We start from the raw sequence: 25,886 nt of genomic DNA on the forward strand, positions 1-25,886 counted from the left end.
CATGCTCACCCCCACCGGCCCCCGAAACATGAGTAGTAACCCCTGCTGACCACCCGAGATCTACCCGACTGCCAGGACTGCCAACCTCTACTCGGCCTTGTCTACGTCCGATCCGCCGGATCCCGCACCGATGAATACCTACTGAAGACCACATCGCTCGACCGACCGCCCCCATCCAGACGCCGATCCTGGTCCTCGCGGGTGGCAACGGCGACCACAACTTAGCTCTACCAGCGAAAAGGAAGGAAATGATATACTTTGAAGCGGCAAATGATATCAGTTCGGGAGGTCCCGATGGCTCGCACCGTATTGGATCTCGACGACGATCTGCTGGCCCAGGCCGCAGAGGTTCTCGGCACCTCGAAGAAGGTCGCGACCGTCAACGCCGCCCTTGCCGACGTGGTGCGCCGCCGCAAACGCGAGCAGTTCGCCGCATGGGTGAAGTCCGGTGGACTGAACGACGAACCGTCGGCTCCCGGTGAGCAGTGAGCGCTACCTCGTCGACAAATCCGCCCTCGCCCGCTGGGGCAGGCCTGCCGTCGCGCCGATCCTCGACGACCTGTCATCGCGCGGGACGCTGGCCATCTGCGGTGCCGTCGAATACGAGGTGCTGTACAACGTCCGCAAGTCCACCGAACTCGAGTCGGTCCGCGACATGCTGCGCGGTTTCGACTGGCTGCCCACACCCGACGAAGTCTGGGACCGTGTCAACGACATCCAACTCGACCTGATCCGCGCAGGCACCCATCGGGCGATCTCGTTGCCCGACTTGATCATTGCCGCCACGGCCGAACGCCACGGCCACACCGTCCTGCACTATGACGGCGACTACGACCTGATCGCCGCCATCACCGGCCACCCGAGCAGCTGGGTGGTTCCTGCCGGCCACGCCGACTGACGAACGTCGTTGCGGCGCAAGCACATGATCGACGTTTGCCCGGCCTTGGGGGCTGATCACCACGCGGCAGCGCTCGCAGGCATTGCCCCCACCGGCACCTGGCGATCGCGTGGCCAGGTCGAGGCGCAGGATTTGGGCGGTCGGGAGGCTGGTGGGTGGAGGATTTTCGTGTGGTGGTGTCGAGTTCCAGCGGAAAAACTCGGCGACCAGCTCAGGTGGCGACTTCGTGGGGTGTGGGTCGAATACTCGGTGTCTGCTCGTAAGACGAGGAAGGACAACGACATTGAGTGGAACAGCGACGGGTGACGGGGTGACGGTGCTGGAGGGGTTCGTGCCGGTGATCGATCTGTCGGACCGGCACTGTGCCGACAGACGTGGGGACATTGCGCGGGCGATCGGACAGGCTTGTGCGAGATCGGGGTTCTTCACCATCGTGGGTCATGGGGTTGCGGCGGAGCTGGTGGCGCGGATGTGCGAGACGACCAGGGAGTTCTTCGAGCTGCCCGATGCGCTGAAGGATTCGGTCGCACATCGGCCGGGCGTATCCGGATTCCGGCGGATGGCGGGCGCGACCGCGCACAGCCTGGACCAGCCGTCACCGCCGGACCTGTGCGAAGTCTTCTCGGCGCACGTGACCGGCGATTTGAGCGAGGAGGAACGCGCGGGCCTCGGCGACTATTGGGCGTCCTGGAAATTGGCCAATATCTGGCCTGCCGTGCCCGCGAATTTCGCGGACACCTGGCGCGAATACATGGCGGCCCTCACCGATTTGGCGGCGGATCTCATGCGATTGTTCGCTCTGGCACTGGAATTGCCGGAAAATTTCTTCGACGACATCTTCGCCCGCCACGTCTCGTCGGTGGCCGTCAACTACTACTTCCCGCAACGCGCAGCGCCGCTGCCCGGCCAGTTGCGCCGGGGCGCGCACACCGATTGGGGCAGCCTCACCATCCTGTATCAGGACACCGCTGTCGGCGGCCTCCAAGTACGTCACGGCACGGGCGGGTGGCGTGACGTCCCGGCCGTTCCCGGCGGCTTCATCGTCAATATCGGCGATCTGATGGCCCTGTGGACGGCGGGCCGCTGGGTCTCCACGCTGCACCGGGTGATCAATCCCGAACGGGGCAATACGTCCGCACGCCTGTCGATCCCGTTCTTCTACCTGCCGAGTCACGACGCGGCGATCGACCCGATCGGCTCCTTCGCGGGTCATGCCGCGCAGCAGCAGTTCGGCGCGGAGACCGCGGGCCAATGGATTTCGCGCAAGATGCAGAAGACGTTCGCCGCCGATCCGCAGCACTACCGGACGGCCGACTGAGCGCCGGAGGCTCACGCCGTACCGGAATGGCGGGTCGTCACCTGCTGGACGGCGTCGAGCACCGCGCTGCGCGGCGGCATCCGGAGCACGCCGGGGGCCGGTTCGCCCGCCCAGTGCCAGCCGCGCGCACAGTCGCCGGTGGGCACCATGATGTGCTGCCCACCGGGCAGCACGGTGACCTGATACCCGGCCAGATATCGGCGCATCGGCACTTCGACGGGACTGGCCGGGCTCGGCGGCGCGACCAGAAAGATCCAGGTGTGCTCGCCGGGATCGGCGATCACGGGCGCCGTGTAGGTGCGCTCGAGGGCGACGAGCACGGCGCGGCCCAGGTCCGGCGGCATCGCGACGGCGCCGAGGACCGAGCCGGTAACCACCATCGGGCGTCCGCCGAGTAGTTGCACCGGCAGCCCGTGCAAATGGCGCAGCCGGTGCGCGATCTCGTGGGATGAATGACAACGCTCGGTGTTCGGCACGATGTTCATTGCCGCCGCCCTTTGCTATGAAAGTTGCAGAAAGGCAACGATATTCCACGCGCCGGAAAACGAGTCGTACGTAATGTCCCACTTCGGCCGAACACCGTGACTTAGCGTCGTACTCTGAAACCCAGATTTAACAAAGGAATTGGGTCCATGGACGATTCGTCGATCGGTGTCCGCATCCGCAGGTTCCGCGGCCGGGCGCTCACCCAGCGTCAGTTGGCGGATCAGGCGGGGGTCAGCGTCGACCTGGTGCGCAAACTCGAGCAGGGCGGCAGGCAGACCGCGTCCATCGCCAGCCTGCAAAAGCTCGCGCGCGCATTGGATGTGGACATCGCCGACCTCATCGGCAAGCGCGCGGGCGTGCCGTCCGGCGACCCGGATTCCGGCATCGTCGCGATCCGCCGCGCCTTGACCCCGGTCGACGACCTGCTCGGCGTGACCGAGGAGGAGGCCGCGGTCAGCCTCGAGGACGGGCAGCGCGCGGTCGACTACGCGTGGGGCGCGTACTGGGCCGGCCGCTACGAGCTGCTCACCTCGGTGCTGCCGACCGGGATCACCCAGCTGCGCGCGACCGTGCACGCCGCGCGCAACGGCTCGGTCCCGGTCGCGAACGAGCTACTGGCGCGGATGTATTGGGTGACCGGCTGCACGCTGGTACACCTCGGACAGACCGATCCGGCGTTCCTGGCGATCCGGCAGGCGCTGCTGGCGGCGGCCGCGGGCGACGACCCGCTGCTGCTCGGCACCATCCGCGGCTCGGTCGCCTGGCAACTGCTGGTGCAGGGCCGCTACGCGGAGTCCAGGGGCGTCGCGCTGCGCGCGGCGGCCGAGCTGGAGCCGAAAGGTGATGTCCCGCTCGCGCACCTGTCCGCCTACGGCTCGCTGGTACTGCAGGGCGCGACCGCCGCGGGCCGGGCTCAGGCTGTGCCCGAAGCGCTGTCGCTGGTCGAGGCCGCGCGCGCGGTCGCGGAGCGGATCGGCAGTGACCGCACGGATTACGAAACCTATTTCGGCCCAGCACAAATCGTCATGCAGACGGTGGATGTGCAGGTCTCGTCCGAGCGTTATCCGGAGGCGCTGGCCGCCGCGCGCGAGATGCCCGCCAACGGCGGCCTGCCGCAGTCCTCGCGCGCCCGGCACCTCACCGATACCGCCGTCGCCCTGTCCCGCACCGGCCAGCATCAGCGCGCGCTCGGCGCCCTGCTCACCGCGGAACGGGTGGGCGGCACCGACTGGCTCAAGTATCAGTCGCTGCCCCGCCACATCGTGGCCGAGCTGCTCGATCACGACCGCAGAGTCCCGTTGCGCGCCTTCGCCCGTCGCATCGGCGTCAACACCTGAGCCGACGCCGATCGAATTGCTCAGTGGCCCATCATGCGACGCCAGTGCGCCATGAAGGTGTGCTTGGCGGTGAGCGATCCGAAGCGGATCCGGCCGCGGACCACGACGTGCAGCGGTCCGATGGGCGGGCCGGTGCGCACCTTGTTGTTGACGCTGGAGCCGATCAGGTCCACCTCGTTGAGGTCCACGGTGGCCTCACGCGGCACGATGAGGGTGAGCGAGCTGCAGAAATCGTCCACGTTCACCTCGACCACCTGGGTCGACATGATCGCCTCGGTGAAGTCGAGGGTGACGCCGGAGAGCCAGTTGTTGAGGTGCAGGGTCGGCGCGACCTGCCACGGCCCGCGCCGGTTCACCCCGGACAGCCTGCTGCGGATCACGCTGCCGTTGCCGGTGACCGGGCTGATCGGCGGCGGCGCCGGGCGGTGCTTCACGAACGAGGGCGTGGTGTTCACAAAGGTGGAGGGCGGCGCGGTGGGCTGACCGACCAGCCGGACCCCAGGCAGGTCGATGAGCACAGCGTTCAGCTCACCGCGGGTCTTCGCGGCGAGCGCGGTGTCCATCCGCTCGGTGAACTCGCCCAGCGAGAGCATGCCGAGCCCGACGGCACGTTGCAGCAGCTGCCCGACGTGCTCGCGCTCGGCGTCGGACACGCGTAGATCCCGGTCGCCGATCGCGTCACCGGGGCCGACGCCGTGGGATGTCGATTCGGGTCCGCCCATGGTTTCGAGATTACCGATTCACCGGCTCCGGCGTATCAGGGCGATCCCGGATTCCGCAGGGCGTTTCGTACCTCCGCCGGACTACTCCAGTCCCTGCTCGATCGCATAGCGGGTCAATTCCACCCGGTTGGCCAGTTGCAGCTTGCGCAGCGTGGCCTGCACGTGGTTCTCCACGGTGCGATGACTCAGGTTGAGCCGGGACGCGATCTGCTTGGCGGACAACCCCTTCGCCACCATGCGCAGCACCTCGGTCTCGCGTTCGGTCAGCGCGGGACGGTGCGGCTCGTCGGGCGCGGCGGGCGCCGTCGCCATCCGCCGGTATTCGCCGAGCACCAGCCCGGCGAGGCCGGGGGTGAACACCGGCTGCCCGGCCGCGGTCGCGCGGACCGCCTCGATCAGCTCCGCCACCGACGCGCTCTTCACCAGATACCCCGAGGCTCCGGCCTTGATCGCGTCGAGCACGTCGTCGCGTTCGGCCGAGGCGGAGAGCACGAGCACCCGGCTCTGCGGCGAGACGCGCAGCACCTCGGCGGTCGCCTGCGCGCCGTTCCCGTCGGTCAGCTGCATGTCCATCAGCACCACCGCGGGTTGCACGGCCGCGGCCCGCCTGGTCGCGCTGCCCACCCCGTCCGCGGTGGCGACCACCTCGAACCCGGCCTCGGTGAGGTCGCGCGACACCCCGTCGCGCCACATCGGGTGATCGTCCACCACCATCACCGAAATCGCTTCGGTCGCAGCACTGTCGGTCATAGTCCGCTCCTCGGTACCCGGAATTCCCATTCGGTGCCGAAGCCGACACCGCCGTCGATTTCGGTGAGCAGATCGGCGGTACCGCCCAGCGCGGCGATCCGTCCGACGATCGATCGGGAAACGCCCAGTCGCCCTTCGGCTTCCGCTTCGGCCAGCCGGCCGGGCGCGATGCCGACGCCGTCGTCACGCACCGAGATCACCAGTTCGTCGCCGGTGTCCTCCAGCAGCACATACGTTTTCGCGTCCGGCCCGGCATGCAGTTCGGCATTGGACAGCGCGTTGGCGACGGCGGCCGCGAGCTCGCCCGCCGCCCACCGTCCGATCAGCACCGGATCGCCGGGGGTGGAGACGAACACGGTCGGCTTCGCGTGCACGGTGAGCAGCGGCCGCAGGTCTACCTCGGCGCCGCCGGAATCGCCTCGATCGGCCTGCTCGCTGATCAGGACCCGCAGCGCCACTTCCTGTTCCCCGGCCCGCTGCGCCAGTTCCGCGGTGGCACCGCCGATCTCGGTACCGCGCCGCTTGATGTAGCTGAGCACCTGCAGCACGCCGTCGTGCACCTCGCGCGAAAGCCGTTCGCGCTCTTCGGCGGCGGCGGTCAGCCGGACGGCGCGTTCGAGCTGGTCCTGCGAGCGGCGCGCGGTGTTCGCCGCCAGGCCGAGGGCCAGGCCGACCGAGACCAGCACCGGCACCGTCGCATCGGTCCACACGTCCTGTCCCCACTGGTCGCGCACGGTCAGTGCCGCCGAGGCGATCAGCGCGCCGGAGAGCACGCCCGCGATCGGCCCGCGCAGGATCGCCGCCCCGATCACCGCATTGGCGGCCCAGAGCGTGGTCGGCAGCGTCTGATGTCCGTGATACCAGTCGTAGTCGGCGACCAGCCGGGTCGCGGCCATCAGCGCGATCACGACGACGTGGTCACCGAGCACCACCCAGCCGCGCAGCCGCCGCACATCGGGAAACTGCCACTGCGACAGCATGATCGCCGACGCACCCGACCAGACCGCCATCAGCGCGACGAGCACCCAGCTCAACCGCTGGTTCTGGTAATAGGGCACCGAGGCGACCTGCTGACCGACCGCGTACAGCAGAGTGACCAGGCGCAGCGCCTGCACCGCCCGCCACAGCGGCGTCGTGGCCACGTCGGACGAACGCGGCTCAGCCCCGCGGCGCGCCATCACCGGATCCGGGCTCGGCGGACCGGGCCTCGGGGGTCTCGTCCGCGGCCTTGGTCAAGGTCGCCGCCACGTCGAAGCGGTCCGGGTCCGGCTCGTCGGGTTCGACCTCGCCGGTTTGCAGATCCTCGAACAACTCCGCCGGGGTATCCGCGAGCAGCGAGCGGATGGCCGTGTTCATCACCGCGACGAACGGCACTGCGAGCAGACCGCCCGCGATCCCGCCGAGCACCACGCCCGCCGTGATCGCCAGCACCACCGCCAGCGGATGGATGCTCACCGCCCGGCCGAGCAGCAGCGGTTGCAGCACATGGCCTTCCAGCTGCATCACCGCGATGATGATGCCGAGCACGATCAACGAGGTGATCAGTCCCTTGGTCACCAACGCGATGAACACCGCGACGAACCCGGCGACGAAGGCGCCGATGATCGGGATGAACGCGCCGATGAACACGAGTGAGGCCAGCGGAAGCGCCAGCGGCACACCGAGTATGCCGAGCCCGGCGCCGATGCCGATGGCGTCCACCGCCGCCACGGCCACGGTGGCGCGCACGAATCCGACCAGCGTGCCGAAGCCGAGCTGCCCGGCGGTACGTACCCGCTCCCGCTGCGGAGTGGGCACGATCCGGGTGACGAACTGCCAGATCTGATCGCCGCCGTAGAGGAAGAAGATGAGGATGAACAGCGTCAGGAAGATGCCGGTGAGCAGTTCGAAGATGACCGTCGCGGTGGTCAGCGCCCCGCTGGTGAGCCGGTCCTGATTGGACTGGATGGCCTTGACGATCTGGTCGCCGGCATTGCCGATCTGATCGTTGCTCATATGCAGCGGACCGGTGATCAGCCAGTCCTGAATCTTGTGAATGCTGTTGGTGAACTCGCGGGACAACTGCGGCACGCCCGCGATGAACTGTTCCACGACGAATGTCATGATGCCCGCGACCAGCCCGAGCGAACCGACCAGCGCGACGAACACGCCGACCGAGCGCGGCACCCCTAGTCGTTGCAGCCAGTCCACCAGCGGCGCGAGCAGGGCGGCCGCGAGCAGGGCGATGGCCAGCGGAATCACCACCGTCGCCAGCTTCTGGATGACCGCGACCAGCGCCAGCGCGACCGCGAAGAGGATCAGCAGCCGCCAACCCCACTCCGCCGACACCCGGACGATCGGATGCACGGAGTCAGCGGCAGGCCGCGGCAGAGAGGCTTTCCGCTTCGTGTTCGGCTTGGGGTCGGTCACCTCGCCGAGCTTAACGGGCGCATCAGGGCAAAGTCCCGCGTCGACCCGCGCCGAGCCGGGGCAGAACCGCACCCGGACCGAAGCTGAGCCGGACCGGCGCAACAGCGCCGCAGCGATGGACGCGTGATCGAAACGCTAGATTGTTGGTTGTGTCAGCGCCCTTGGAAGCGGTCAAACAGACCATGCGAACGCGCTGGCCGCTGTACCTGGCATCGATGCTGCTGGCCAACGCCTTCGGCGCGGTGCTGGTGTGGGCGTTCATCCAGTACGGCCTCCCGGTCCCCGAAGACGCGCAGAGCGGTGCCAGGCACACCGGCCTGGTGATTCCCGGTCTGGTGTTCATCACCGGCGGCGTGCTCAGCGCGACCGCGTCCGCGCTGATGCTGCGCCCGGTGATGCGCTGGCAGATGCGCGGCGGACCGCCGAGCAGGCAGGAACAGATGGCCGCGCTGCACGCGCCGCTGCGCCAGGCGATCCTGCATCTGGCGCTGTGGTTGATCGGCGGCGCGATCCTGGCGGCCCTGATCATTTCCGAAGAACCCAAGCTGGCGGGCGCGGTGATCGTCACCGAATGCATGGCCGCCACCATCGTGTTCGGTTTCACCTACATGCTCGGCGAGCGGATTCTGCGCCCCGTCGCCGCCGAGGCGCTGACCGCGGGCACCTTCGATCACACGCTGACCCCGGGCGTCGGCACCCGGATGGCCATGACCTGGGGCATGGGCACGTTCGCCCCCACCATCGCCATCGTGCTGCTCTGTATCACGCAGATCTCCTCGGACGTGAAATTCTCCGCCCAATCGCTGGCGATCTCGATCCTGCTGCTCTGCGGTGTGGTCATCCTGCAGGCGCTCGCGCTCTCGATGCTCACCGGTTCCAGCATCTCCGATCCGGTCCGCCAGCTCAGCCAGGCCATCGACCGGGTGCAGGAGGGCGCGCGCGACGTGCAGGTCGAGGTCTTCGACGGCAGCGAGATCGGCCTGCTGCAGGTGGGCTTCAACCGGATGATGGAAGAGGCGGCCAAACGCCGCCAGCTGCAGGAACTGTTCGGCCAGCACGTCGGCGAGGAGGTGGCGCAGCGCGCGCTCGACTACGGCACCGAACTCGGCGGCGAGACCAGGTTCGTGGCGGTGCTGTTCGTCGATATGGTCGGGTCCACCGCGACCGCCGCCGAGCGACCGCCCACCGAGGTGGTGAGCCTGCTCAACGAATTCTTCCGGATCGTGGTCGACGTGATCGACCGGCACAACGGGTTCGTCAACAAGTTCGTCGGCGATGCCGCGCTGGCCATCTTCGGCGCGCCGCTAGACCGCCCGGACGCGCCGACCGCGGCGCTGGCCGCGGCCCGGGAACTACGCGAAGTACTGCGCGAGGTGCCCGGCCTCGATATCGGGATCGGGGTATCGGCCGGACTGGCCGTCGCCGGAAATATCGGCGCGGCAAATCGTTTCGAATACACGGTGATCGGCGATCCGGTCAACGAGGCCTCCCGGCTGACCGAGCTCGCCAAAGATCAGCCGGGGCGCACCTTGGCCTCGGGCAGCGCGCTGTATTTCGCCGATGAAAGCGAGCAGGACAAGTGGGAAACCGGCGAAGAAGTACAACTGCGCGGCCGGCGCCGAAAAACCATGCTCGCCTGGCCGAAAGAAAGCTTCGATGTCGACACGCAGGTCGCCACCTAGCCGACCACGCGGTAGACCGATGAAACACCAGCGTTCCCGAGTTAGGCTGACTGGGTGACGGCCAACGGGGAACTGGCAGGAGAACCTGCGCCGGCGCACACGGACCAGACCCGCCGTGGCAAATTCTGGTGGCTGAAATGGGTCGGCGGCATTGCCCTGCTGGCATTGTTGATCGCCGAGGGCATCTACCTGTGGCCCCGGCTGCACGAATCGTGGCAAAAACTCAGCGACATACATTGGGGCTGGGTCGCCGCGTGTATTTGGTTGCAGGCATTGTCGATGAGCGGATTCGGCCGCGTGCAGAAACAACTGCTGAACGCGGGCGGCGTCGAAGTGAGCCAGCGTAAATCCGTCGCGGTGGTCTACGGTGCCACCGCCATGTCCGTCACGTTGCCCGCGGGGCAGGTGTTTTCCACCGCGTTCACCTACCGGCAGACCCGGCGCTTCGGCGCCAGCCCGATCGTCGCGTCCTGGCAACTCGTGTTCTCCGGCGTGGTCGCCGCGGTCGGACTCGCGCTGCTCGGGGTGAGCGGCACGTTCCTGTCCGGCGGCAGCATCGGGCCGTTCAAACTGGTCCTGTCGGTCGCCGCAGTGATCGCCCTGGTGTGGGGCGGCAACTATGTCTCGAACAACCCCGGCTCGCTGGAGGCCCTGCTGCGCCGGGCGCTCGGGCTGCTGAACCGGCTCCGCAAACGCCCCGCCGACCAGGGCGCGAGCAAGGTCGGCGACGTGCTGGCGCAATTGGAGTCGGTGCAACTCGGCAAACGCGACGGGGCGCTGGTCGCGCTGTGGGCGCTGCTGCACCGCTTCGCGGACGTGGCCTGTCTCGGCGCCGCCTGCTACGCCGTCGGCGCCGACCCACGGCTGGCCGGACTGCTGCTCGCCTTCGCCATCGGTAAGGCCGTCGGCTCGATCCCGTTCGCGCCCGGCGGCATCGTCTATGTCGACGCGACCCTGATCTACGGCCTCACCGCGGCGGCCGGGCTGCCCGCGGCGCAGGCGGTGGCCGCCGCGTTCGTCTACCGGCTGGTGAGCTTCATCCTGGTGGCGATCGTCGGCTGGATCGTCTTCCTCTTCCTGTTCCGTACCCCGCAGGACGACGACGCCGAATACGAGAAGGAATTCTCCCAGCGGCGGTTCTGAGCGCGAACACGCAGTGCCGCAGGTGCTTCACATTCGGCGCGGCCGCGCCCACTACGCTGGCCCGCGTGAAGAAACTGGTGCCGTTGGTCGTCGATGCGCTGCTGGTGATCTTGTTCTGCGCGATCGGCAGGCGCAGTCACGACGAAGCGGTACTCACCGGCCTGCTGCGCACGCTCTGGCCGTTCGCGATCGGCCTGGCCCTGGGCTGGCTGGTCGCCGTCGCCGCGGCGAGCAGGTTGTTCGGCGACGCCGGGCGGGTCGCGCGCTTCGACGGCACGGCGCTGTGGCCCACCGGAATTCTGGTGTGGCTCGGCACGCTGGGCGGCGGCATGCTGCTGCGCGTGGTCAGCGGTCAGGGCACGGCGTTCAGCTTCGTGTTGGTCGCGGGTGTGGTGCTGGCGCTGTTCCTGCTCGGCTGGCGCGCGGCCATCAAAGCGTTGAACTGATCGCTGCGTTGACCTGACCGCTGTTTCAGGGCTCGGGGGCAGCCAGCGACTGCAGCATCCGCACCGCCATCCGCGCGGTCGCGTCGCCGCTGTCCACATCGTTGATGTGCACCGCGAAGGCCAGGTCACCCATGTTCGCGATGAGCCAGCCGTCGCGTCCCGCGGTCGCCGCGAAACCGGTGACGTCGCGATACATCCGCAGGCTCGCGAATTCCGGGGCATTGGTCGCGTCCCGCAGCATCGCGCGCAGCCGCTCGGTGATCTCCGGCGCCAGCGGCGCGAGCTGGGCGTCGGTGGTGCTCGGCCGCGCGACCTCGATGAGCGGCGGCGGCACCGAGCCGCGCGCGATCGCCGCCGCGGCGATCGCCATGCCGAACGGGCTGGCCAGCACCGCGTCCGAGCCGCCGCCCTGCCGAACCTGCTCGCTGCGTCCCGCGACCGCGAGCCGCCCGGTCACCTCGTCGAGGCCGGGCACCTTGAAATCGACGCCGACCCCGAGCGCGGGCGCGAACTCGGCCGCCTCCGGCACCGGAACATCTTGCGGCGCCTTACCTTTGGTGAGCGCGGCGACGGCGCGGAACAGCTCGATATTGCCGCCGACCGGGTACAGCCCGGTGAACGCCACCGGCCCGTGCTCGCTGGCCTGGGTGTTCTGCGCGACCGCGACCACCGCGCCGCTGGAGGGCTGGATCGCGACGATCGAGGCGGGGGTCGGCGCGCTGACCACCGCGTCCTCGGCGGCGCGCTGCAAACGCTGGTCCATGGTGCCCGCGATATCCGGGCCGGGCGGGCCTTGCTCGCCGGCCAACTGCGTGACGAACCGGCCGTCCTGCTCGAATACCTGCACGCCCCAGCCGGAATGCTGATCCTGGCTCTCCTGCTGCACCTTGCGCAGCGCGTCCAGCATGGGCGACCAGACGCGGCGGTCGGCGGAGATGAGCCGCTGCTGCTTCTCCATCACGACGCCGGGGATCGGCGCCATATCCGGCTGCAGCAGTTCGAAATCGGATTCCCGCAGGTTCACCGCGACCACCGGCTTGCCCTGCGAGGTGGCCACCTGCTGCATCAGCGACGGCCCGGTGATCAGCGGGGCGACCGGCTCGATCGCCTTGGCCAGCGCGTTGGTCGAACCGACCGGGTCGGGCATCTTCGCCGGGTCGAGCTTGATCACGTTGATCGGCTGCTCGGTCATCAGCGGCTGGCCCGCGATGTCGTTGACCTTCGGCGCGGGAGCGGGCTGGGTACGCACCAGCCGCACGGTGCGGTTGTGATCGAGCTGCGGCATGACGATCGCCGGATCCCACGAGATGCGCCAGCCGATCGCGAGCTTGCGCACGTTGCCCTGCAGGCTGTAGTTCCAGTTTTTGCGGTCGCCGAAGTTCCAGTCGGCATCCATGCTGAAGATGGCCGACTCCGCGTCGAGCCCGATGAATTGGGTCTTCCGATAATCCACCTTGCCCGGCTGCAGGCCGGCAAACATTTGCTTCAGGGTTGCCGAAGCTGCGGTGGGATACGACGTGAGTTCCGAGGCGCGGGTGTAGTCCTGTTTGTCGAGCAGTTCGGTGAAACGCTCGACGACCGCCTCGGCCTCGTTTTTACCCTCGTGTATCCCGCACGATCCCATCGCGATCGCAAGCGCCGCCACCCCCGCGAGTGCCATAGCGCCCCGGACGCGGAAGCGGCGGGATCCCCACACATCCATGTCGCCCACTCTTCACTCTTGTCACTCCAGTAACAAGACCACCGTACCTGAAAAAGACCTGTCTGCGGTGCCTCCGCCGCAAGGACGTTACCCATGCTCAGCATCTCAATTGTGCCCGAAATCTCCCATCTCGGGGGCCCGATCATGATCGGTGTCCAGTGCTACGGCGACAACCGGCGCCGCTACCGTACCGGGCACTCCCGCAAAGTCGTGCGCTTACTGACTTACTCGGCGTTTCGGATCAATGGGTACCCAGACGGGGTCCGGACGAACCGTAGAACAGTCGCCCGACCACCGCCTGAACCAGCGGCGAACTCTGTTCGCACAGAGCGGAACCATTCGCGCGAATTGCGACGTAATCTTGTAATCAACGTAAGCAGCACTACACGGTAAGTAGGTGATTCCCCATGAGACAGCACCATCGGGGACGGGGCTTCGGCCGACCCGGCGGCTGGCAGCAAGCCGACCTCCCGGATCCCGCGGATGCCCCGGATTGGTTCGCGGGCAGGTTGCCCGCCGACTGGTTCGCCGGCCCGCCCGTCATCGAGATCGACCGGGACGAGATCGTCGTGATCGGTGAGTTGCCGATCAGGCAGCCGGAGCAGACCCCGGTCGACCCACCCGCGGAAGGCGATCCCGAAGCGCCGACCGAGGAAGTTCCGCGGGCGACCAAGGAGGGGGCCGTCTCCCGGTTCCGCGAATCCACCCGCGCCGCCCGGATGCAGATCGCCGACGAAGCGCAGCGCCGCTACGGTCGCAGCGTGGCCTGGGGCGTCTCGGTCGACGGGGAACGCCTCCTGTTCACCCACCTGGCCGTGCCCGTGATGACGCGGTTGCGTCAGCCCGAGCGCAAAGTGCTCGACACCCTGGTCGACGCGGGCGTGGCGCGCTCGCGCGCCGACGCGCTGGCCTGGACGGTGAAACTGGCCGGGCAGCATGCGGAATCGTGGCTGGCGGAACTGCGCGACGCCATGCGCAAAGTGGATGATCTGCGCGCGGAGGGGCCGCAGGGTCTGTAAGGACTAGTGTTGCGGGCATGTCCGCACCTGGTCCGATCCTGGTCCTCAACGGCCCGAACCTGAACATGCTCGGCACCCGGCAGCCGGAGGTTTACGGGTCGGCGACGCTCGATGACGTCGTCGAGCTCTGCAGGCAGACCGCCGAACGCTACGGTCGCGAGATCGCGGCGTTCCAGTCGAATTCCGAAGGCGCGCTGATCGACCGCATCCATCGCGCGCGTGGTGTGGAATCGGCCATCGTGATCAATCCGGGCGGACTCACCCACACCTCGGTGGCACTGCGGGACGCGCTGGTGATTCCGGAGGTGCCGATCGTCGAGGTGCACATCAGCAATGTGCACGCGCGGGAGGAATTCCGGCACCACTCCTATATCTCGCCGATCGCCACCGCGGTGGTCGCCGGCATGGGTATCCAGGGGTACGCGGCAGCCATCGAATTCCTGGTCCGCTCCGCCTGATCCGTCGATTCCGGCTCGAGGTCTCGTCGAGCCGGGGTCAGGCGATCCGGAAGACCGGAAAGCCCGGCGCGATGGCGGCGAGTTCGTCGTCGGTGGCGTCCTTGGTGACGCCCTCGAAGAACTTGCCCACCTCCCAGCCCCACTTCTGCAGGTAGAGCCGCAGCAGCGGCACCTTGTCCGCATCGGCCACCTCGATCGCGGTGAATTCCTCGGCCTTGCGGCCGAGCCGCAGTTCACCGGTGCCCGCGACGCGCAGGTTGCGCACCCACTGGGTATGTCCGCGCGGGGCGACCAGGAATCGCACGCCGTCCTCGCGCACCAGCAGATTCACCATCGTGGTCCGCCACTCCCCGCTCTTGCGGCCACGCACCGCGAGCAGCCGCGAACCCAGCACGCTGATGCCCAGCCGGGGCAGCCAGTTGGCGATCCGGTTCATGATCGGATCCAGGCCGGACGGGCCGATATACCGGGTGCTGAGGTCCATTTCTTCACTCCTTGCGTGAGCACTGCTCTCTATTGCGATAAGTGTTCCACAGGGCGATTCAGAAAACAAGAGCACCGCTCTCTGTTTGTATAGTTGCAGGTAGACCCCGACATTCAGACCCGCGCCGCCGTCGACAACGCCTGTGGATAACCCGCGCGGGCGACCCCACCGGACAATGTGGGGATGACACGGGAAGCCTCGCGCCGGGTGGTGCTCGCGCCGGACAAGTTCAAGGGGTCGCTGCCCGCGCCGCGGGTGGCGGCGGCACTGGCCGACGGCATCACTCGCGGCGCACCGGACGTGACGGTCGAGCCGGTACCGGTCGCCGACGGGGGCGACGGCACGGTGGACGCCTTCGTGGCGGCGGGATGGCAGCGGGTGGCGTTGCGCGCGCCCGGCCCGACGGGTGTCGTGACGGACACGTCGTATGCGGTGCAGGGCACGACCGCCGTCATCGAACTGGCCGCTGTGGTCGGGTTGGTGAAACTTCCAGGGGGACAACCCGATCCGCTCCGCGCGAGTACCTATGGGCTGGGCGTTGCGATAGCGCACGCACTGGACCACGGCGTCACCGATATCGTGCTCGGACTCGGCGGTAGCGCCTCGACCGACGGCGGCGCGGGCATGGTGCAGGCGCTTGGCGGACGCATCCTGACTGCCGAGGGCCGCGAATTACCCCGCGGCGGTGCGGCTTTGGCGCAGGCGGTGCGATTCGACCGGTCACGCCTGCATCCCGGCCTCGGCTCCGTCACCGTTACGGTCGCCTCCGATGTGGACAATCCCCTGCTCGGCCCCGCGGGAGCGGTCGCGGTCTATGCACCGCAGAAGGGCGCGGACGCAACGGATCTCGATACACTGGAGACGGCGCTCGCCAATTGGGCACGGCTGGCGGGGCCGGAGTTCGCGGACCACCCCGGGGCGGGCGCCGCGGGTGGGGCCGGATTCGGGGCGCTGGCCGTGCTCGGCGCGCGGGTGCGCAGCGGCATCGAGGTGATCCTCGAATTGCTCGATTTCCGAACGCTTCTCGAGGGAGCGGCACTGGTCGTCACGGGTGAGGGCGCCCTGGACCGGCAAAGTCTGCACGGCAAAGCGCCGATCGGTGTCTGCACAGTCGCGAATTCGCTGCACGTCCCCGCCGTCGCGGCCGTCGGCCGAACCTCGCTCACCGCACAGGAGATTCGAGCGGCGGGCTTCACGGACTGCTACGCGCTCAGCGATCTCGAACCGGATCCGGACCGCTCGATCGCGGCGGCCGCCACGCTACTGGAGCAGATCGGCACGCAGATCGCTCGCCGTCACCTCTGAGTTGCACAGCGCCGCTTCGCTGAATGGCACAGCGCCGCTTCGCAACCATTGATCCCAGCCACGACTGCACAGGGCCGAGCGCTCGGACTGCCTAACTCGCCGAAGCCAGCAGATTGCCGAGCAGTTCGGTGCGGTGTTTGTCGCCCCACTCTTCGAGCGGCCGCAAGGCGATGGCGAGTTCCTGGCCGAGCGGAGTGAGCGAGTATTCGACGCGGGGCGGGACCTCGGGATAAACCTCGCGGTGCACGACACCGGAGGCTTCGAGCTGGCGCAGGTTCTCCGCGAGCACCTTCTCGCTGACGCCGGTGAGCAGGCGGCGGATCTCGCCGAAGCGCTGCGGGCTGGCGCCGAGCGCCCACATCAGGTGCAGTTTCCACTTGCCGCCCACGACATCGATCGCCACGGACATGCCGCACACGTCGTGATCCGCGTCACTACTCATGTTCCCCGCACTCCTTCTGACCTCGTTTCGAACCTCGAGGTAAGCAACCACACCTGAACGTGCGGTCTTCCCGACTCTACCTGCGACAACGACCATGGATCTCGGCGCCGAACCATCCGAATCGAGAACCGAAGGGACACACAATGTCCGAGCAGAACACCCCCCGTTCCGTTTCCGTAGTGGGCCTCGGGCCGATGGGTCAGTCCATGGTCCGGGCCCTGCTCGACGCCGGCGTCGAGGTGACGGTGTGGAATCGCAGCACCGACAAGGTCGACGCGATGGTCGAACTGGGCGCCAAGCGAGCCGATACAGTCGCGGCGGCGCTGACGGCCAACGAGGTGACCGTGCTGAGCCTCACCCATTACGCCGCCATGTACAGCGTGCTCGAGCAGGCGGCGGATCAGCTGGCCGGCAAGGTGATCGTCAACCTGTCCTCGGACTCCCCGGAGAAGGCGCGCAAGGGCGCCGAGTGGGTCCGCTCGCACGGCGCCGAATTCCTGGCCGGCGGTGTGATGTCGGCGGGTGACAACATCGCCCACCCGGCGTCGTACATCTTCTACAGCGGTCCGCGCGAGGTCTTCGACGCACACGCCGAACTGCTGCGCCCGCTGAGCCCGCAGGAGTACCTCGGCCCGGACGACGGTCTGTCGCAGGTCTTCTACCAGGCTTTGCTGACCATTTTCCACCCGTGGCTGCTCGCCTTCGACCAGGCGACCGCGATGATCGAGCGGTCCGGCAACAGCATCGCGCAGTTCATCCCGTTCGCCGTGCGTTCCGCGGCCGCGTACCCCTACTTCATGGAGGAGTTCTCGGTCGCCAACCAGAACGGCGGCTGGGCCACGCTGGCGAGCCTGAAGATGATGGACGCGGGCGCGCAGCACATCATCGATGCCAGCGAGGAGGTCGGTGTCGACGCGACGTTCTCGCACACCGCACAGGCCTACTGGCGCAAGGCCATCGCGGCCAGCGAGGAGAAGGGCGAGGCCGTCTCCACCTACGCCCTGATGCGTGGCGCCGACGCGTGAGCCGACCGGGACCGCTGACCGCCGCCACACCGGGCGGCGGTCATCCCCGGCACGAGAGTGCCGCCCGCTCAAGCCGTTTCGGTGCCCAGGCGGGGAAAGGGGTTGGTGGAGAAGACGATTTCCACCGCCACCTCGAAGTAGGCCGCGATACGCAGGGCGAGATGCAGGCTGGGGCTGTACTCGCCGCGTTCCAGGTAACCGATCGTCTGGTAGTGCACGCCGAGCGCCTCCGCCAACTCACGCCGCGAGATACCACGCTCGGCGCGCAGCATCGCGATGCGGTTGTAGATGACCTCAGTAGGCACGCTGTATCGCTTTCTCGCGGCGCTCGGCCACGCTCGAACCGGATTCCCGCCGGGCCATCCGGCGTAGCACGAACGGTGCGACCACCAAGCCGACCACGGCCCAGACACCGAGCACCGCAACGGTTTCCAGATGCCGCCAGGACTGTCCGAGTTCGATCGCGACCGCCTCGCCGGGCAACATCGCCGAGCGCATCCCCAGCCCGAGCCAGTACACCGGGAACACCTGCGCGAGTCCCTGCACCCAACCCGGCATCGAAGTGATCGGATAGAAGATGCCGGACACCGCGATCACCCCCATGATCGGAAAGGTCATCAACGAGAAGTTGCGCGGGTTGTCGAACATGGACCCGAAGATCGCGCCGATCGGCAGGGTGGCGAGCAGTCCGAGCACCATCACCCCGATCAGCGTCAGCCACGCCCCGGCGGTGTTCAACGCCAGGCCGTCGACCAAGAACATCCCGGGGATCAGGACGATGGCACCAGGAATGACAACCCAACCGGACACCTGGACGATTTTGCCCAGCAGGTAGCCGACCATGCCATTGGGGGTCGCCTTGGCGCGCAACAGCGTGCCGTCCTCGCGATCCATGGCCAGTTGCTGACCCATCCCGATCATCCCGTTGATCGCGACCAGCATGCCGATCACGCTGGGCAGCGCGAGCGAGCCGAGCAGCAGCCCGCTCGACTCGAACGACGCGTTGCGCATGAAGAACAGCACGACCAGCATCGCCAACGGCCAGAACAGCAGCCCGAACAGGTCCTGCCCGTTGGTGAGTCCCTGGCGCAATTCGATCCGGCCGCGGATCAGACCCTGCCGGACCGCGGGCAGCAGCGGGTTCATCGTCCTACCTCCTCGAGGGTGTGCACGTCGGACTCGAGTTCGCCGGCTTCGTACCGGCGCACCAGCGTCATGTACGTCTCCTCCAGCGAGGCGCGCCGGACCTCCAGATCGCCGATCGCGCTGCCGTACTGCTTGAAGAGTTCGTGCACGAACTCGGTCGATTCGGCGGTCGAGTGCACGAACCGCTGCCCGTCGTTGGTCCAGCTGATCTCGGCCTGGCCGGAGACCCGCCGCGACAGTTCGTCGGCCGAGCCGTCGGCGATGATCCGGCCGCCGGCCAGGATCATGATCCGATCGGCGAGTTTCTCGGCCTCGTCGAGGTCGTGTGTGGTGAGCAGGATGGTGGTCTGCTGGTCGTCGGCGAGCCGGTGCACCAGGTCGTGGAACTCGCGCCTGGCCTCCGGATCGAAGCCGGCGGTGGGCTCGTCCAGGAACAGCACCTCGGGACGCCCGACGATGCCGATCGCCACGTCCATCCGGCGCCGCTGGCCACCGGACAAGTCGCGCAGCCGATGGTTCGCCCGATGCGTGAGACCGACGGCCTCGATGAGTTCGTCGGTGTCCCACGGCCTTCGGATCCGATCCGTGCCGTAGGGCGCGTAAAAGGCGCCTTGATAGTCGAGCAGTTCACGCACACGCCACTTGCCGTGATCGCGCCACGACTGCAAGACGACGCCGACGCGGGCCCGCCACGTCTCGTCGCCGTGTGCCGGATCGACGCCGAGGATCTCGACCCGGCCGGCCGACCGCATCCGGAAGCCTTCGAGGATCTCGATGGTGGTGGTCTTGCCCGCCCCGTTCGGCCCGAGCAGCACGAGCACTTCACCGTGGCGGGCCTGAAAGGTCACGTCGTGCAGCACGTCGGTCGAGCCGTAACGCATCCGCAGCTTTTCGACGTCGAGGACGACGTCCTGACCCACTGTCATAATTCCCTCCCGATGGTGGGCATCCCTCGATTCGTAGCATAACTACTACATTCCGCCGCGACAATGCGCAGCACTGATCGATCCCCGGTTGACACGCAGCCAAACGGCTGCCTATCCTGCAACAGGCAGCCGGAAGGGTGCATATTCCCGGTAAGGTGGGGCATGGACGAGGTATTCAAAGCGCTGGCCGATCCGCACCGCAGACGACTGCTGGACAGTCTCAACGCACGCAACGGGCAGACCCTGCGCGAACTGTGCGCGGGGCTGGCGATGGCACGGCAGTCGGTCAGCAAACATCTCGCAGTGCTCGAGGCCGCGAACCTGATCACCGCCCGGCGCAGCGGCCGCGAAAAACTGCACTACCTCAATGCCGAGCCGATCAACGCCATCACCGAGCGCTGGATCAACCGGTACGACCGCTCGCGAGTGCGCGCACTCGCCGACCTGAAGCAAGCACTGGAGGCACATCCCATGAGCGACAACACATTCGTCTACACCACCTACATCAGAACCACCGCACAGCAGCTGTGGCGGGCGCTGACGGATTCGGCGTTCACCAGTCGCTACTGGGGCGCGACGTTCGACACCGACTGGCGGCCGGGCTCGGAAATGGTGTGGCACCAACGTGATTGGAGCAGCAAGGACTCCGAGCAGGTGGTGCTCGAGGCCGACCCGTACACCAGACTGTCCTACACCTGGCACAGCTTCGACGCCGAGTTCGCCGCGACCTTCGAGATGAACCCCGACGAGGTCGCCGCCTGGGGCCGCGAACCGCGCTCCAAGGTCACCTTCGAGCTCGAGCCGGCGGGCGAGGTGGTCAAGCTGACCGTCGTGCACGACGGCTTCGCGCCGGGCAGCGCGGTGCTGGAGGGCATCAGCGGCGGCTGGCCCGCGATCCTGTCCGGGCTCAAAACCCTGCTGGAGACCGGCGAGCCGCTGCCCGACCCGCAACCTGCGCAGTCCTGACGGCACCACCGGCGGGGCGGCGGCCGTTGTATATTCGGACTCCGGCATCGAGGCCGCACCCGAGGTGACGGACGCCGGTCAGCACCGAGCGAGTTCGAAGGCCAGAGGTTTGCGGTGGCGGTACACAGTGACGAGTTCTTCCGGATCATCGACGCGCTCGTCGACGTGCGCAGCACTGCGGGCGAGAAATACACCTCCTACAAGGTGCGCGGGAAACTGTTCGGCTACTACTGGCCGCGCACCCAGACCGTCGGCCTGAAGCAGACGCTGTCGGAGCAGCAGGCCCTGGTCTGCGAGCGGCCGAAGGTTTTCGAAGAGCAGTTCACCGCAGGCGGTTTCGGCTGGGTCGTCGTCCATCTGGACGGCATCGAGGCCGACGAACTGGCCGAACTCGTCTTCGAGGCATGGCGCCTGTCCGCCCCCGATGCCTTGCTCGACGAGGTGCCCGAGTGGAGTCCGGCACCGCACCGGCAATCGCGGTAGCCGCGCCGGGCGCGGGAATCGGCCAGGCGGCAGGATGGATCGCATGAGCAGTGCGATCGAACGAGCGCCCCGGCGCCGGACCATGCAGCAGCGCCGCGAGGCCACGGTCGCGAAGTTGATCGACGCGACCATCGAGGCGATCTGCGAGGTCGGCATCGATCGGGCTTCGGTGCGCGAGATCTGCAGTCGCGCCGGACTGTCCAGCGGCGCGATGTTCAAGCAGTTCGATGGCCGTCCGGAGCTGATCGCGGCGGCCTCGGAGGAGATCCTGGCCCGTCTGCTGCGCCAGTTCCATGCGGTGGTCGACCATTTGGCGCAGGGCGAGAGTTCGCTCGAGGCGACGGTTGGCTTCCTGCGCTCGGCGATGAGCACGCCGCTCACTCACGCCCTGCGCCAGATCTATATCGCCACCCTGCACGATCCGGAGTTGCAGGCCCGGATCGCGCCCGCGGTGAGCAGCTATTACAGCGAACTCACCACGCACGCCGAGCAGACGGACGCGTTGGCGCAGTTCCCCGCACACGTCCGCGAGCCGCTCACGTTCATCGTGGTGCACCTGTTCTCAGGCGAGGCCCTCACCCGCGTCGCGTACCCGCGCCCCGATATCCAGGATCGCATCCTCGAGGTCACCCTCGACATGCTCGCCACCTACGCCGCAGCTCTGAAGATGCGCTGAAGGCCACGTCTACCAGCAGGTTCGATCGAACCGTTGACCTTGCCCGAAGAGTGAGTGTACAGTCACTCACATGAGCAAGCGAGGTGCCACTCTCTCCACATCGGAGGTCCGCCGCGACGCCGTCGTGGACGCGGCCATCACCGAGTTCGCCAAGACCGGCTATCACGGCACGCCGATCAACAACGTGGCGGCACGGGCGGAGATCTCGCCCGCGTACGTCTTCAAGTTGTTTCCCGGCAAGGTCGCCCTGTTCGTGGCCGCGCTCGACCGCTGCTATGAACTGGTCGAGCAGGCCATGTCGGCGGGCGCGGCTCGCGCCGCCGGGGCGAGCCCGGACCAGATCCTGCACGAAATGGGCGGGGCCTACGCCGAACTCATCGCGGACAAGCGGCTGCTGATGCTGCAGGTGCACGCCCGCTCGGCCAACGACATCCCTGAGGTCGCCGACGCGATGCGGCGCGGCACCCAGCAGATCACCACCTTTGCCAAGCAGCGCTCGGGCGCCGGGGACGAGCAGGTCCAGCGCTTCATCGCCTACGGCGAGCTCTGCCACATGATCACCACCCTCGGCCTCGACGCCGGCGACGGCCCCTGGGCCGCCATCCTGACCGCGGGCATTCGGCACCCGAACACCCCCTAGTCCGACCGCGCCCCGACCGGGGCACTCTTTTTACCGCCATAGTGATTGACCAGTCACACACCAGGAGGACATCATGACCACCACCGCCCTCGAAATCGTGCTGCCGGACCGCGTCGAGCCGAACGGCCTGCGGGTCACCACGCGCGAGCTGCCCGCTCCCGGACCGGGCCAGGTACTCGTCCAGGTGGAAGCCTCCGGCGTTTCCTTCGCCGAACAGCAGATGCGCCGCGGCAAGTACTACGACCAGCCGGCCTTCCCCTTCGTACCCGGCTACGACCTGGTCGGCACGGTGGCCGAACTCGGCGCCGGCGTCGATCCCGCGCTGCTCGGCCGTCGCGTCGCCGCGCTGACCAAGGTCGGCGGCTGGAGCAGCATGGTCCTGCTCGAAGCCGCGGAACTCGTGCGGGTACCCGGCGCACTCGATCCGGCCGAAGCGGAAACCTTTGTGGTGAACGGGATCACGGCATGGCAGATGCTGCACCGCACCGCCGCGGTGCGCCGCGGCCAGACCATCCTGGTGCACGGAGCGAACGGCGGCGTCGGCTCGACCCTGGTCCAGTTGGCGCGCGCCGCCGGCATCACCGTCATCGGCACCGCATCGGCCCGTAACGCGGCGGCGGTGCAGGCGCTCGGCGCGACCTGGATCGACTACCGCGGCGATGTGGCGCAACAGGTTCGGGTCCTGGCCCCGAACGGTGTGGACGCAGTCTTCGACCACGTCGGCGGGCCGGGCATCGTCGACTCGTTCCGGCTGCTCGCCCCCGGCGGCACCCTGGTCTCCTATGGCACCGCGGCGACCAAGAACGACGAGGGCAACTCCCGGCTGCCCGTGCTGCGACTGTTCGCCCGCCTGCTCTGGTGGAATGCGTTGCCCAACAAGCGCAACGCGCACTTCTACAACATCTGGGCGGGCAAGCGTAACGCCGCGCGGTTCCGCAACCGGATCACCGAGGACCTCGGCGCGGTCTTCGAACTCGCCGCCCAGGGCACGCTGCGCGCGCAGGTCGCCGCGCGTTTCCCGCTCACCGAGGCGGCCCGGGCCATGGAACTCGCCGAATCCGGCACCGTCACCGGCAAAGTCGTGCTCGTCCCCGACGTGCAGCGCTGAAAGCGCAGCATCGGGGCTAGGCCCGAATCGGGTCGGGCAGCCACGGTCGGTGCGGGAGCGGCACGATCCGGCGGGTATGCGCGTAGACCGCCGCGTGCACCCGATCCCGGACACCGAGTTTGGCCAGCACGTTGGACACGTGGGTTTTGACCGTCTGCTCGCCGACCCCGAGCACCGCGGCGATCTCCGGATTCGTATAGGCCTTGGCGATCAGCAGCAGCACCTGATGCTCACGGGCGGTGAGGGTTTCGACTTCCGGCGCACTGGGGAACGGCTCGATGCCAGCGGTCAGCCGGGTAACGAGGCGGCGGGTCAGGTGCGGGTCGATGAGGGCGTCCCCGCGCGCGGCCATCCGGATGGCCGAGATCAGCCCGTCGGCGGGCAGCGTCTTGACGAGGAAGCCCGTCGCACCGAGACAGAGTGCGCGGTAGAGGTTTTCGTCGGAGTCGCTGCTGGTGAGGGTGAGGATCCGGGTGCTGCCACCCAGCGCCGCGATGGCGTCGACGGCGGCGGGGCTCTCGAAACCGGGCAAGTCCAGGTCGAGCAGCGCCACGTCGGGGCGCAGGCGCTCGATCTCGCGGACCGCGGCGGCGCTGTGGTCGGCCTCGGCGACGCATTCGATATCGGACTGGGTACCGATCGCCGCGCGCAGGCCGGACCGGAAGATCGCGTGGTTGTCCGCGAGCACCACCGAAATCGCCGAACCCGAGGTGGTTTCGATCCGATCCGGGGTGCGATCGTCGTGCCGGTCGGTCGCGGTGGGCCGCTGCTCCTCGGCGGCGTAGCGGGCCGCGGCCGGCTCGCTGTGCGTGGCGCTCACCGACAGCGTGGCCGCAGTGACTGCGAGCACGAGCGACGACGCCACTCGACGCAATGGGTGTGTCATGGTTGCGACCTTATGTTCCACGCCGCGGGTCAGCGCAGGAATCCCGCGTAGCTCCTGCTCATCAGCCGGCTCTCGAGCTGTTTGACGGTGTCGAGCCCCACACTCACCATGATCAGCACCGAGGTGCCGCCGAATGCCAGGCTCGACACCCCGCCGCCCGCACCGACGCCGAGCAGTACGTTCGGCAGCACCACGACCGCACCGAGATAGCAGGCGCCGGGCAGCGTGGTCCGGCTGAGCACGAAGGCCAGATAGTCCGCGGTCGGCTTACCGGGGCGATACCCCGGGATGAATCCGCCGAACTTGCGCATCTCGTCGGCGCGCTCCTGGGGGTTGAAGGTGATCGCGACGTAGAAGTAGGTGAAGAACACGATCAACGCGAAGTAGCTCGCTACGTACACCGGGTTGTTGGGGTTCACCAGGTACTTCTGGATCAGCTCCGGCCAGGTCGCGGTCGGTCCCGCGCTGCCCTGGGTGAGCTGGGTGAGCAGGTTCGGCAGGTAAAGCAGCGAGGACGCGAAGATCACCGGGATGACGCCGGCCTGATTGACCTTCAACGGCAGATACGTCGACGAGCCGCCGTACATCTTCCGGCCGACCACCCGCTTGGCGTACTGCACCGGAATCCGGCGCTGCCCCTGCTCGACGAAGACCACGGCCACGATCACCAGCAGCACCGCGACGCAGACGCCGGCGAAAACGAACGCGCCCTTGCTGTCCAGGATCGCCTTACCCTGACTCGGGAGCTGGGCCGCGATACCGGCGAAGATCAGCAGCGACATCCCGTTACCCAGGCCGCGTTCGGTGATCAGCTCACCGAACCACATGACCAGCGCCGCACCGGCGGTCAGCACCAGCACGAGCACGACCATGCCGAACAGTCCGTCGTCGGCCAGAATGTCCTGCGGACACCCGCGCAGCAGTTGACGCCGCGCGGCCAGCGCGACCAGTGTCGACCCCTGCAGCACCGCCAGCGCCATCGCCAGGTAGCGGGTGTACTGGGTGATCTTCGCCTGACCGGTGGCGCCTTCTTTGCGCAGCTCCTCGAACCGCGGGATCACGACGGTCAGCAGCTGGGTGATGATGCCCGCGGTGATGTAGGGCGTGATGCCGATCGCGAACACCGACAGGTGCAGCATCGCCCCGCCGGAGAAGAGGTTGATCAGCTGGTAGATGCCCGCGGCGTCGCCGCCGGAGGCGATCGCGACACAGGTGCGCACCGCCGTGAAGTCGACCCCGGGCGAGGGCAGGGCCGCACCGAGGCGATACAGCGCGAGCAACCCCAGCGTGCAGAGTATTTTCCGCCGCAGGTCCGGAGTCCGAAAGGCCGGTACGAGGGCGGAAAGCACGGGTCCTCCTGACGAAAGGCAGTGTCGGACAGGACGAATACCTGCCGTGGCCTTCGAACGGTACGGAGCACCGGGGGCGG

The 25,886-nt window shown here is 67.8% G+C and carries 29 protein-coding genes; 16 read left to right on the forward strand and 13 right to left on the reverse strand.

Translation table 11 applies throughout. From position 1 onward, the window contains the following. Positions 1–294: 294 nt before the first annotated feature. The 3 genes from TY25_RS21185 to TY25_RS21195 all read left to right on the forward strand — a co-directional run bounded on the left by TY25_RS21185 (position 295) and on the right by TY25_RS21195 (position 2,216). Positions 295–489, forward strand: a complete 195-nt coding sequence (locus TY25_RS21185; RefSeq protein ID WP_042258649.1) for a type II toxin-antitoxin system VapB family antitoxin — start codon at positions 295–297, stop codon at positions 487–489. Next, positions 479–898 carry a PIN domain nuclease gene (locus TY25_RS21190; protein ID WP_042258653.1) on the forward strand — a complete coding sequence of 140 codons (420 nt, stop codon included), beginning with the start codon at positions 479–481 and terminating at the stop codon, positions 896–898. The genes TY25_RS21185 and TY25_RS21190 overlap by 11 nt, the downstream gene beginning before the upstream one ends. Positions 899–1,181: 283 nt before the next feature. Beyond that, entirely contained in the window at positions 1,182–2,216 is a 1,035-nt protein-coding gene (locus tag TY25_RS21195) for an isopenicillin N synthase family dioxygenase (RefSeq protein ID WP_052383102.1), read from the forward strand. A gap of 11 nt (positions 2,217–2,227) precedes the next feature. Here TY25_RS21195 and TY25_RS21200 read toward each other — a convergent pair whose 3' ends face one another. Next, a complete protein-coding gene (locus TY25_RS21200; RefSeq protein WP_042258656.1) occupies positions 2,228–2,701 on the reverse strand; it encodes a hypothetical protein in 474 nt (157 codons plus the stop codon). 147 nt (positions 2,702–2,848) lie between these two features. Here TY25_RS21200 and TY25_RS21205 point away from each other — a divergent pair, with 147 nt between their 5' ends. Beyond that, a complete protein-coding gene (locus TY25_RS21205) occupies positions 2,849–4,039 on the forward strand; it encodes a helix-turn-helix domain-containing protein (RefSeq protein ID WP_042258659.1) in 1,191 nt (396 codons plus the stop codon). A 20-nt stretch (positions 4,040–4,059) separates the two neighbouring features. On the opposite strand, the gene TY25_RS21210 is transcribed toward TY25_RS21205, so the two are convergent. From TY25_RS21210 to TY25_RS21225, 4 genes are all read right to left on the reverse strand, one after another. Further along, the gene (locus tag TY25_RS21210) at positions 4,060–4,761 is read right to left on the reverse strand and encodes a DUF1707 SHOCT-like domain-containing protein (protein ID WP_014988963.1); all 702 of its coding nucleotides are present in this window, start codon (positions 4,759–4,761) and stop codon (positions 4,060–4,062) included. Between the two features lie 81 nt (positions 4,762–4,842). Then, positions 4,843–5,511 (reverse strand): response regulator, encoded by a 669-nt coding sequence (locus TY25_RS21215; protein ID WP_042258661.1) that lies wholly within the window; start codon positions 5,509–5,511, stop codon positions 4,843–4,845. Then, a complete protein-coding gene (macS, locus tag TY25_RS21220) occupies positions 5,508–6,689 on the reverse strand; it encodes a MacS family sensor histidine kinase (RefSeq protein ID WP_042258663.1) in 1,182 nt (393 codons plus the stop codon). The genes TY25_RS21215 and macS overlap by 4 nt, the downstream gene beginning before the upstream one ends. Then, positions 6,670–7,920, reverse strand: coding sequence for an AI-2E family transporter (locus tag TY25_RS21225; RefSeq protein WP_042258665.1), 1,251 nt, complete (start codon positions 7,918–7,920; stop codon positions 6,670–6,672). The genes macS and TY25_RS21225 overlap by 20 nt, the downstream gene beginning before the upstream one ends. Before the next feature lie 182 nt (positions 7,921–8,102). On the opposite strand from TY25_RS21225, the gene TY25_RS21230 reads away from it, so the two are divergent. The 3 genes from TY25_RS21230 (at position 8,103) to TY25_RS21240 (ending at position 11,191) form a co-directional block, all read left to right on the forward strand. Beyond that, positions 8,103–9,602, forward strand: coding sequence for an adenylate/guanylate cyclase domain-containing protein (locus TY25_RS21230; RefSeq protein ID WP_172595751.1), 1,500 nt, complete (start codon positions 8,103–8,105; stop codon positions 9,600–9,602). A 54-nt stretch (positions 9,603–9,656) separates the two neighbouring features. Then, a complete protein-coding gene (locus tag TY25_RS21235; RefSeq protein WP_042258666.1) occupies positions 9,657–10,745 on the forward strand; it encodes a lysylphosphatidylglycerol synthase transmembrane domain-containing protein in 1,089 nt (362 codons plus the stop codon). Positions 10,746–10,810: 65 nt separating this feature from the next. Continuing rightward, entirely contained in the window at positions 10,811–11,191 is a 381-nt protein-coding gene (locus TY25_RS21240) for a DUF3054 domain-containing protein (RefSeq protein ID WP_042258668.1), read from the forward strand. 25 nt (positions 11,192–11,216) lie between these two features. Here the strand turns inward: TY25_RS21240 and TY25_RS21245 are convergent, their stop codons facing one another. Then, positions 11,217–12,893: an NTF2-like N-terminal transpeptidase domain-containing protein gene (locus TY25_RS21245; protein ID WP_226887129.1), complete on the reverse strand. Its 1,677-nt coding sequence runs from the start codon at positions 12,891–12,893 to the stop codon at positions 11,217–11,219. 407 nt (positions 12,894–13,300) lie between these two features. On the opposite strand from TY25_RS21245, the gene abmR reads away from it, so the two are divergent. Together abmR and aroQ are read left to right on the forward strand one after the other, a co-directional pair. Further along, positions 13,301–13,912 (forward strand): ATP-binding transcription factor AbmR, encoded by a 612-nt coding sequence (abmR, locus tag TY25_RS21250; RefSeq protein ID WP_042258673.1) that lies wholly within the window; start codon positions 13,301–13,303, stop codon positions 13,910–13,912. Positions 13,913–13,929: 17 nt separating this feature from the next. After that, positions 13,930–14,370 carry a type II 3-dehydroquinate dehydratase gene (gene aroQ, locus TY25_RS21255; protein WP_014988972.1) on the forward strand — a complete coding sequence of 147 codons (441 nt, stop codon included), beginning with the start codon at positions 13,930–13,932 and terminating at the stop codon, positions 14,368–14,370. A gap of 37 nt (positions 14,371–14,407) precedes the next feature. Here the strand turns inward: aroQ and TY25_RS21260 are convergent, their stop codons facing one another. Further along, positions 14,408–14,854 carry a nitroreductase/quinone reductase family protein gene (locus TY25_RS21260; protein WP_042258676.1) on the reverse strand — a complete coding sequence of 149 codons (447 nt, stop codon included), beginning with the start codon at positions 14,852–14,854 and terminating at the stop codon, positions 14,408–14,410. Positions 14,855–15,037: 183 nt separating this feature from the next. Here TY25_RS21260 and TY25_RS21265 point away from each other — a divergent pair, with 183 nt between their 5' ends. Beyond that, positions 15,038–16,159, forward strand: a complete 1,122-nt coding sequence (locus TY25_RS21265; protein ID WP_042258678.1) for a glycerate kinase — start codon at positions 15,038–15,040, stop codon at positions 16,157–16,159. A gap of 91 nt (positions 16,160–16,250) precedes the next feature. Here TY25_RS21265 and TY25_RS21270 read toward each other — a convergent pair whose 3' ends face one another. Continuing rightward, on the reverse strand, positions 16,251–16,601 hold the full coding sequence (locus TY25_RS21270; protein WP_042258679.1) for a winged helix-turn-helix transcriptional regulator: 351 nt from the start codon (positions 16,599–16,601) through the stop codon (positions 16,251–16,253). Positions 16,602–16,744: 143 nt separating this feature from the next. On the opposite strand from TY25_RS21270, the gene TY25_RS21275 reads away from it, so the two are divergent. After that, positions 16,745–17,626: an NAD(P)-dependent oxidoreductase gene (locus TY25_RS21275; protein WP_042258682.1), complete on the forward strand. Its 882-nt coding sequence runs from the start codon at positions 16,745–16,747 to the stop codon at positions 17,624–17,626. Positions 17,627–17,694: 68 nt separating this feature from the next. Here the strand turns inward: TY25_RS21275 and TY25_RS21280 are convergent, their stop codons facing one another. From TY25_RS21280 to TY25_RS21290, 3 genes are read right to left on the reverse strand one after another with little or no spacing between them, the layout of a single operon-like run. Next, positions 17,695–17,931 (reverse strand): helix-turn-helix transcriptional regulator, encoded by a 237-nt coding sequence (locus TY25_RS21280; RefSeq protein WP_029900775.1) that lies wholly within the window; start codon positions 17,929–17,931, stop codon positions 17,695–17,697. Continuing rightward, positions 17,921–18,772 (reverse strand): ABC transporter permease, encoded by an 852-nt coding sequence (locus tag TY25_RS21285; RefSeq protein ID WP_042258684.1) that lies wholly within the window; start codon positions 18,770–18,772, stop codon positions 17,921–17,923. The genes TY25_RS21280 and TY25_RS21285 overlap by 11 nt, the downstream gene beginning before the upstream one ends. After that, entirely contained in the window at positions 18,769–19,698 is a 930-nt protein-coding gene (locus tag TY25_RS21290) for an ABC transporter ATP-binding protein (RefSeq protein ID WP_042258685.1), read from the reverse strand. The genes TY25_RS21285 and TY25_RS21290 overlap by 4 nt, the downstream gene beginning before the upstream one ends. Positions 19,699–19,860: 162 nt before the next feature. On the opposite strand from TY25_RS21290, the gene TY25_RS21295 reads away from it, so the two are divergent. The 5 genes from TY25_RS21295 to TY25_RS21315 all read left to right on the forward strand — a co-directional run bounded on the left by TY25_RS21295 (position 19,861) and on the right by TY25_RS21315 (position 23,571). Then, complete coding sequence (locus TY25_RS21295) at positions 19,861–20,664, forward strand: ArsR/SmtB family transcription factor (RefSeq protein ID WP_042258688.1); 804 nt, start codon at positions 19,861–19,863, stop codon at positions 20,662–20,664. Positions 20,665–20,778: 114 nt separating this feature from the next. Further along, entirely contained in the window at positions 20,779–21,147 is a 369-nt protein-coding gene (locus TY25_RS21300; RefSeq protein WP_042258690.1) for an MmcQ/YjbR family DNA-binding protein, read from the forward strand. A gap of 43 nt (positions 21,148–21,190) precedes the next feature. After that, a complete protein-coding gene (locus TY25_RS21305; RefSeq protein ID WP_081869004.1) occupies positions 21,191–21,823 on the forward strand; it encodes a TetR/AcrR family transcriptional regulator in 633 nt (210 codons plus the stop codon). A gap of 70 nt (positions 21,824–21,893) precedes the next feature. Then, on the forward strand, positions 21,894–22,463 hold the full coding sequence (locus tag TY25_RS21310; RefSeq protein WP_042258693.1) for a TetR/AcrR family transcriptional regulator: 570 nt from the start codon (positions 21,894–21,896) through the stop codon (positions 22,461–22,463). 73 nt (positions 22,464–22,536) lie between these two features. Then, positions 22,537–23,571, forward strand: coding sequence for a medium chain dehydrogenase/reductase family protein (locus TY25_RS21315; RefSeq protein ID WP_042258694.1), 1,035 nt, complete (start codon positions 22,537–22,539; stop codon positions 23,569–23,571). Positions 23,572–23,587: 16 nt separating this feature from the next. Here the strand turns inward: TY25_RS21315 and TY25_RS21320 are convergent, their stop codons facing one another. Continuing rightward, on the reverse strand, positions 23,588–24,457 hold the full coding sequence (locus TY25_RS21320) for a LuxR C-terminal-related transcriptional regulator (protein WP_226887128.1): 870 nt from the start codon (positions 24,455–24,457) through the stop codon (positions 23,588–23,590). Between the two features lie 29 nt (positions 24,458–24,486). Further along, on the reverse strand, positions 24,487–25,806 hold the full coding sequence (secY, locus tag TY25_RS21325; RefSeq protein WP_042258695.1) for a preprotein translocase subunit SecY: 1,320 nt from the start codon (positions 25,804–25,806) through the stop codon (positions 24,487–24,489). Positions 25,807–25,886: the final 80 nt, after the last annotated feature.

Source organism: Nocardia brasiliensis NBRC 14402, assembly GCF_000308475.2.
In the GTDB taxonomy this organism is placed as follows: domain Bacteria; phylum Actinomycetota; class Actinomycetes; order Mycobacteriales; family Mycobacteriaceae; genus Nocardia; species Nocardia brasiliensis.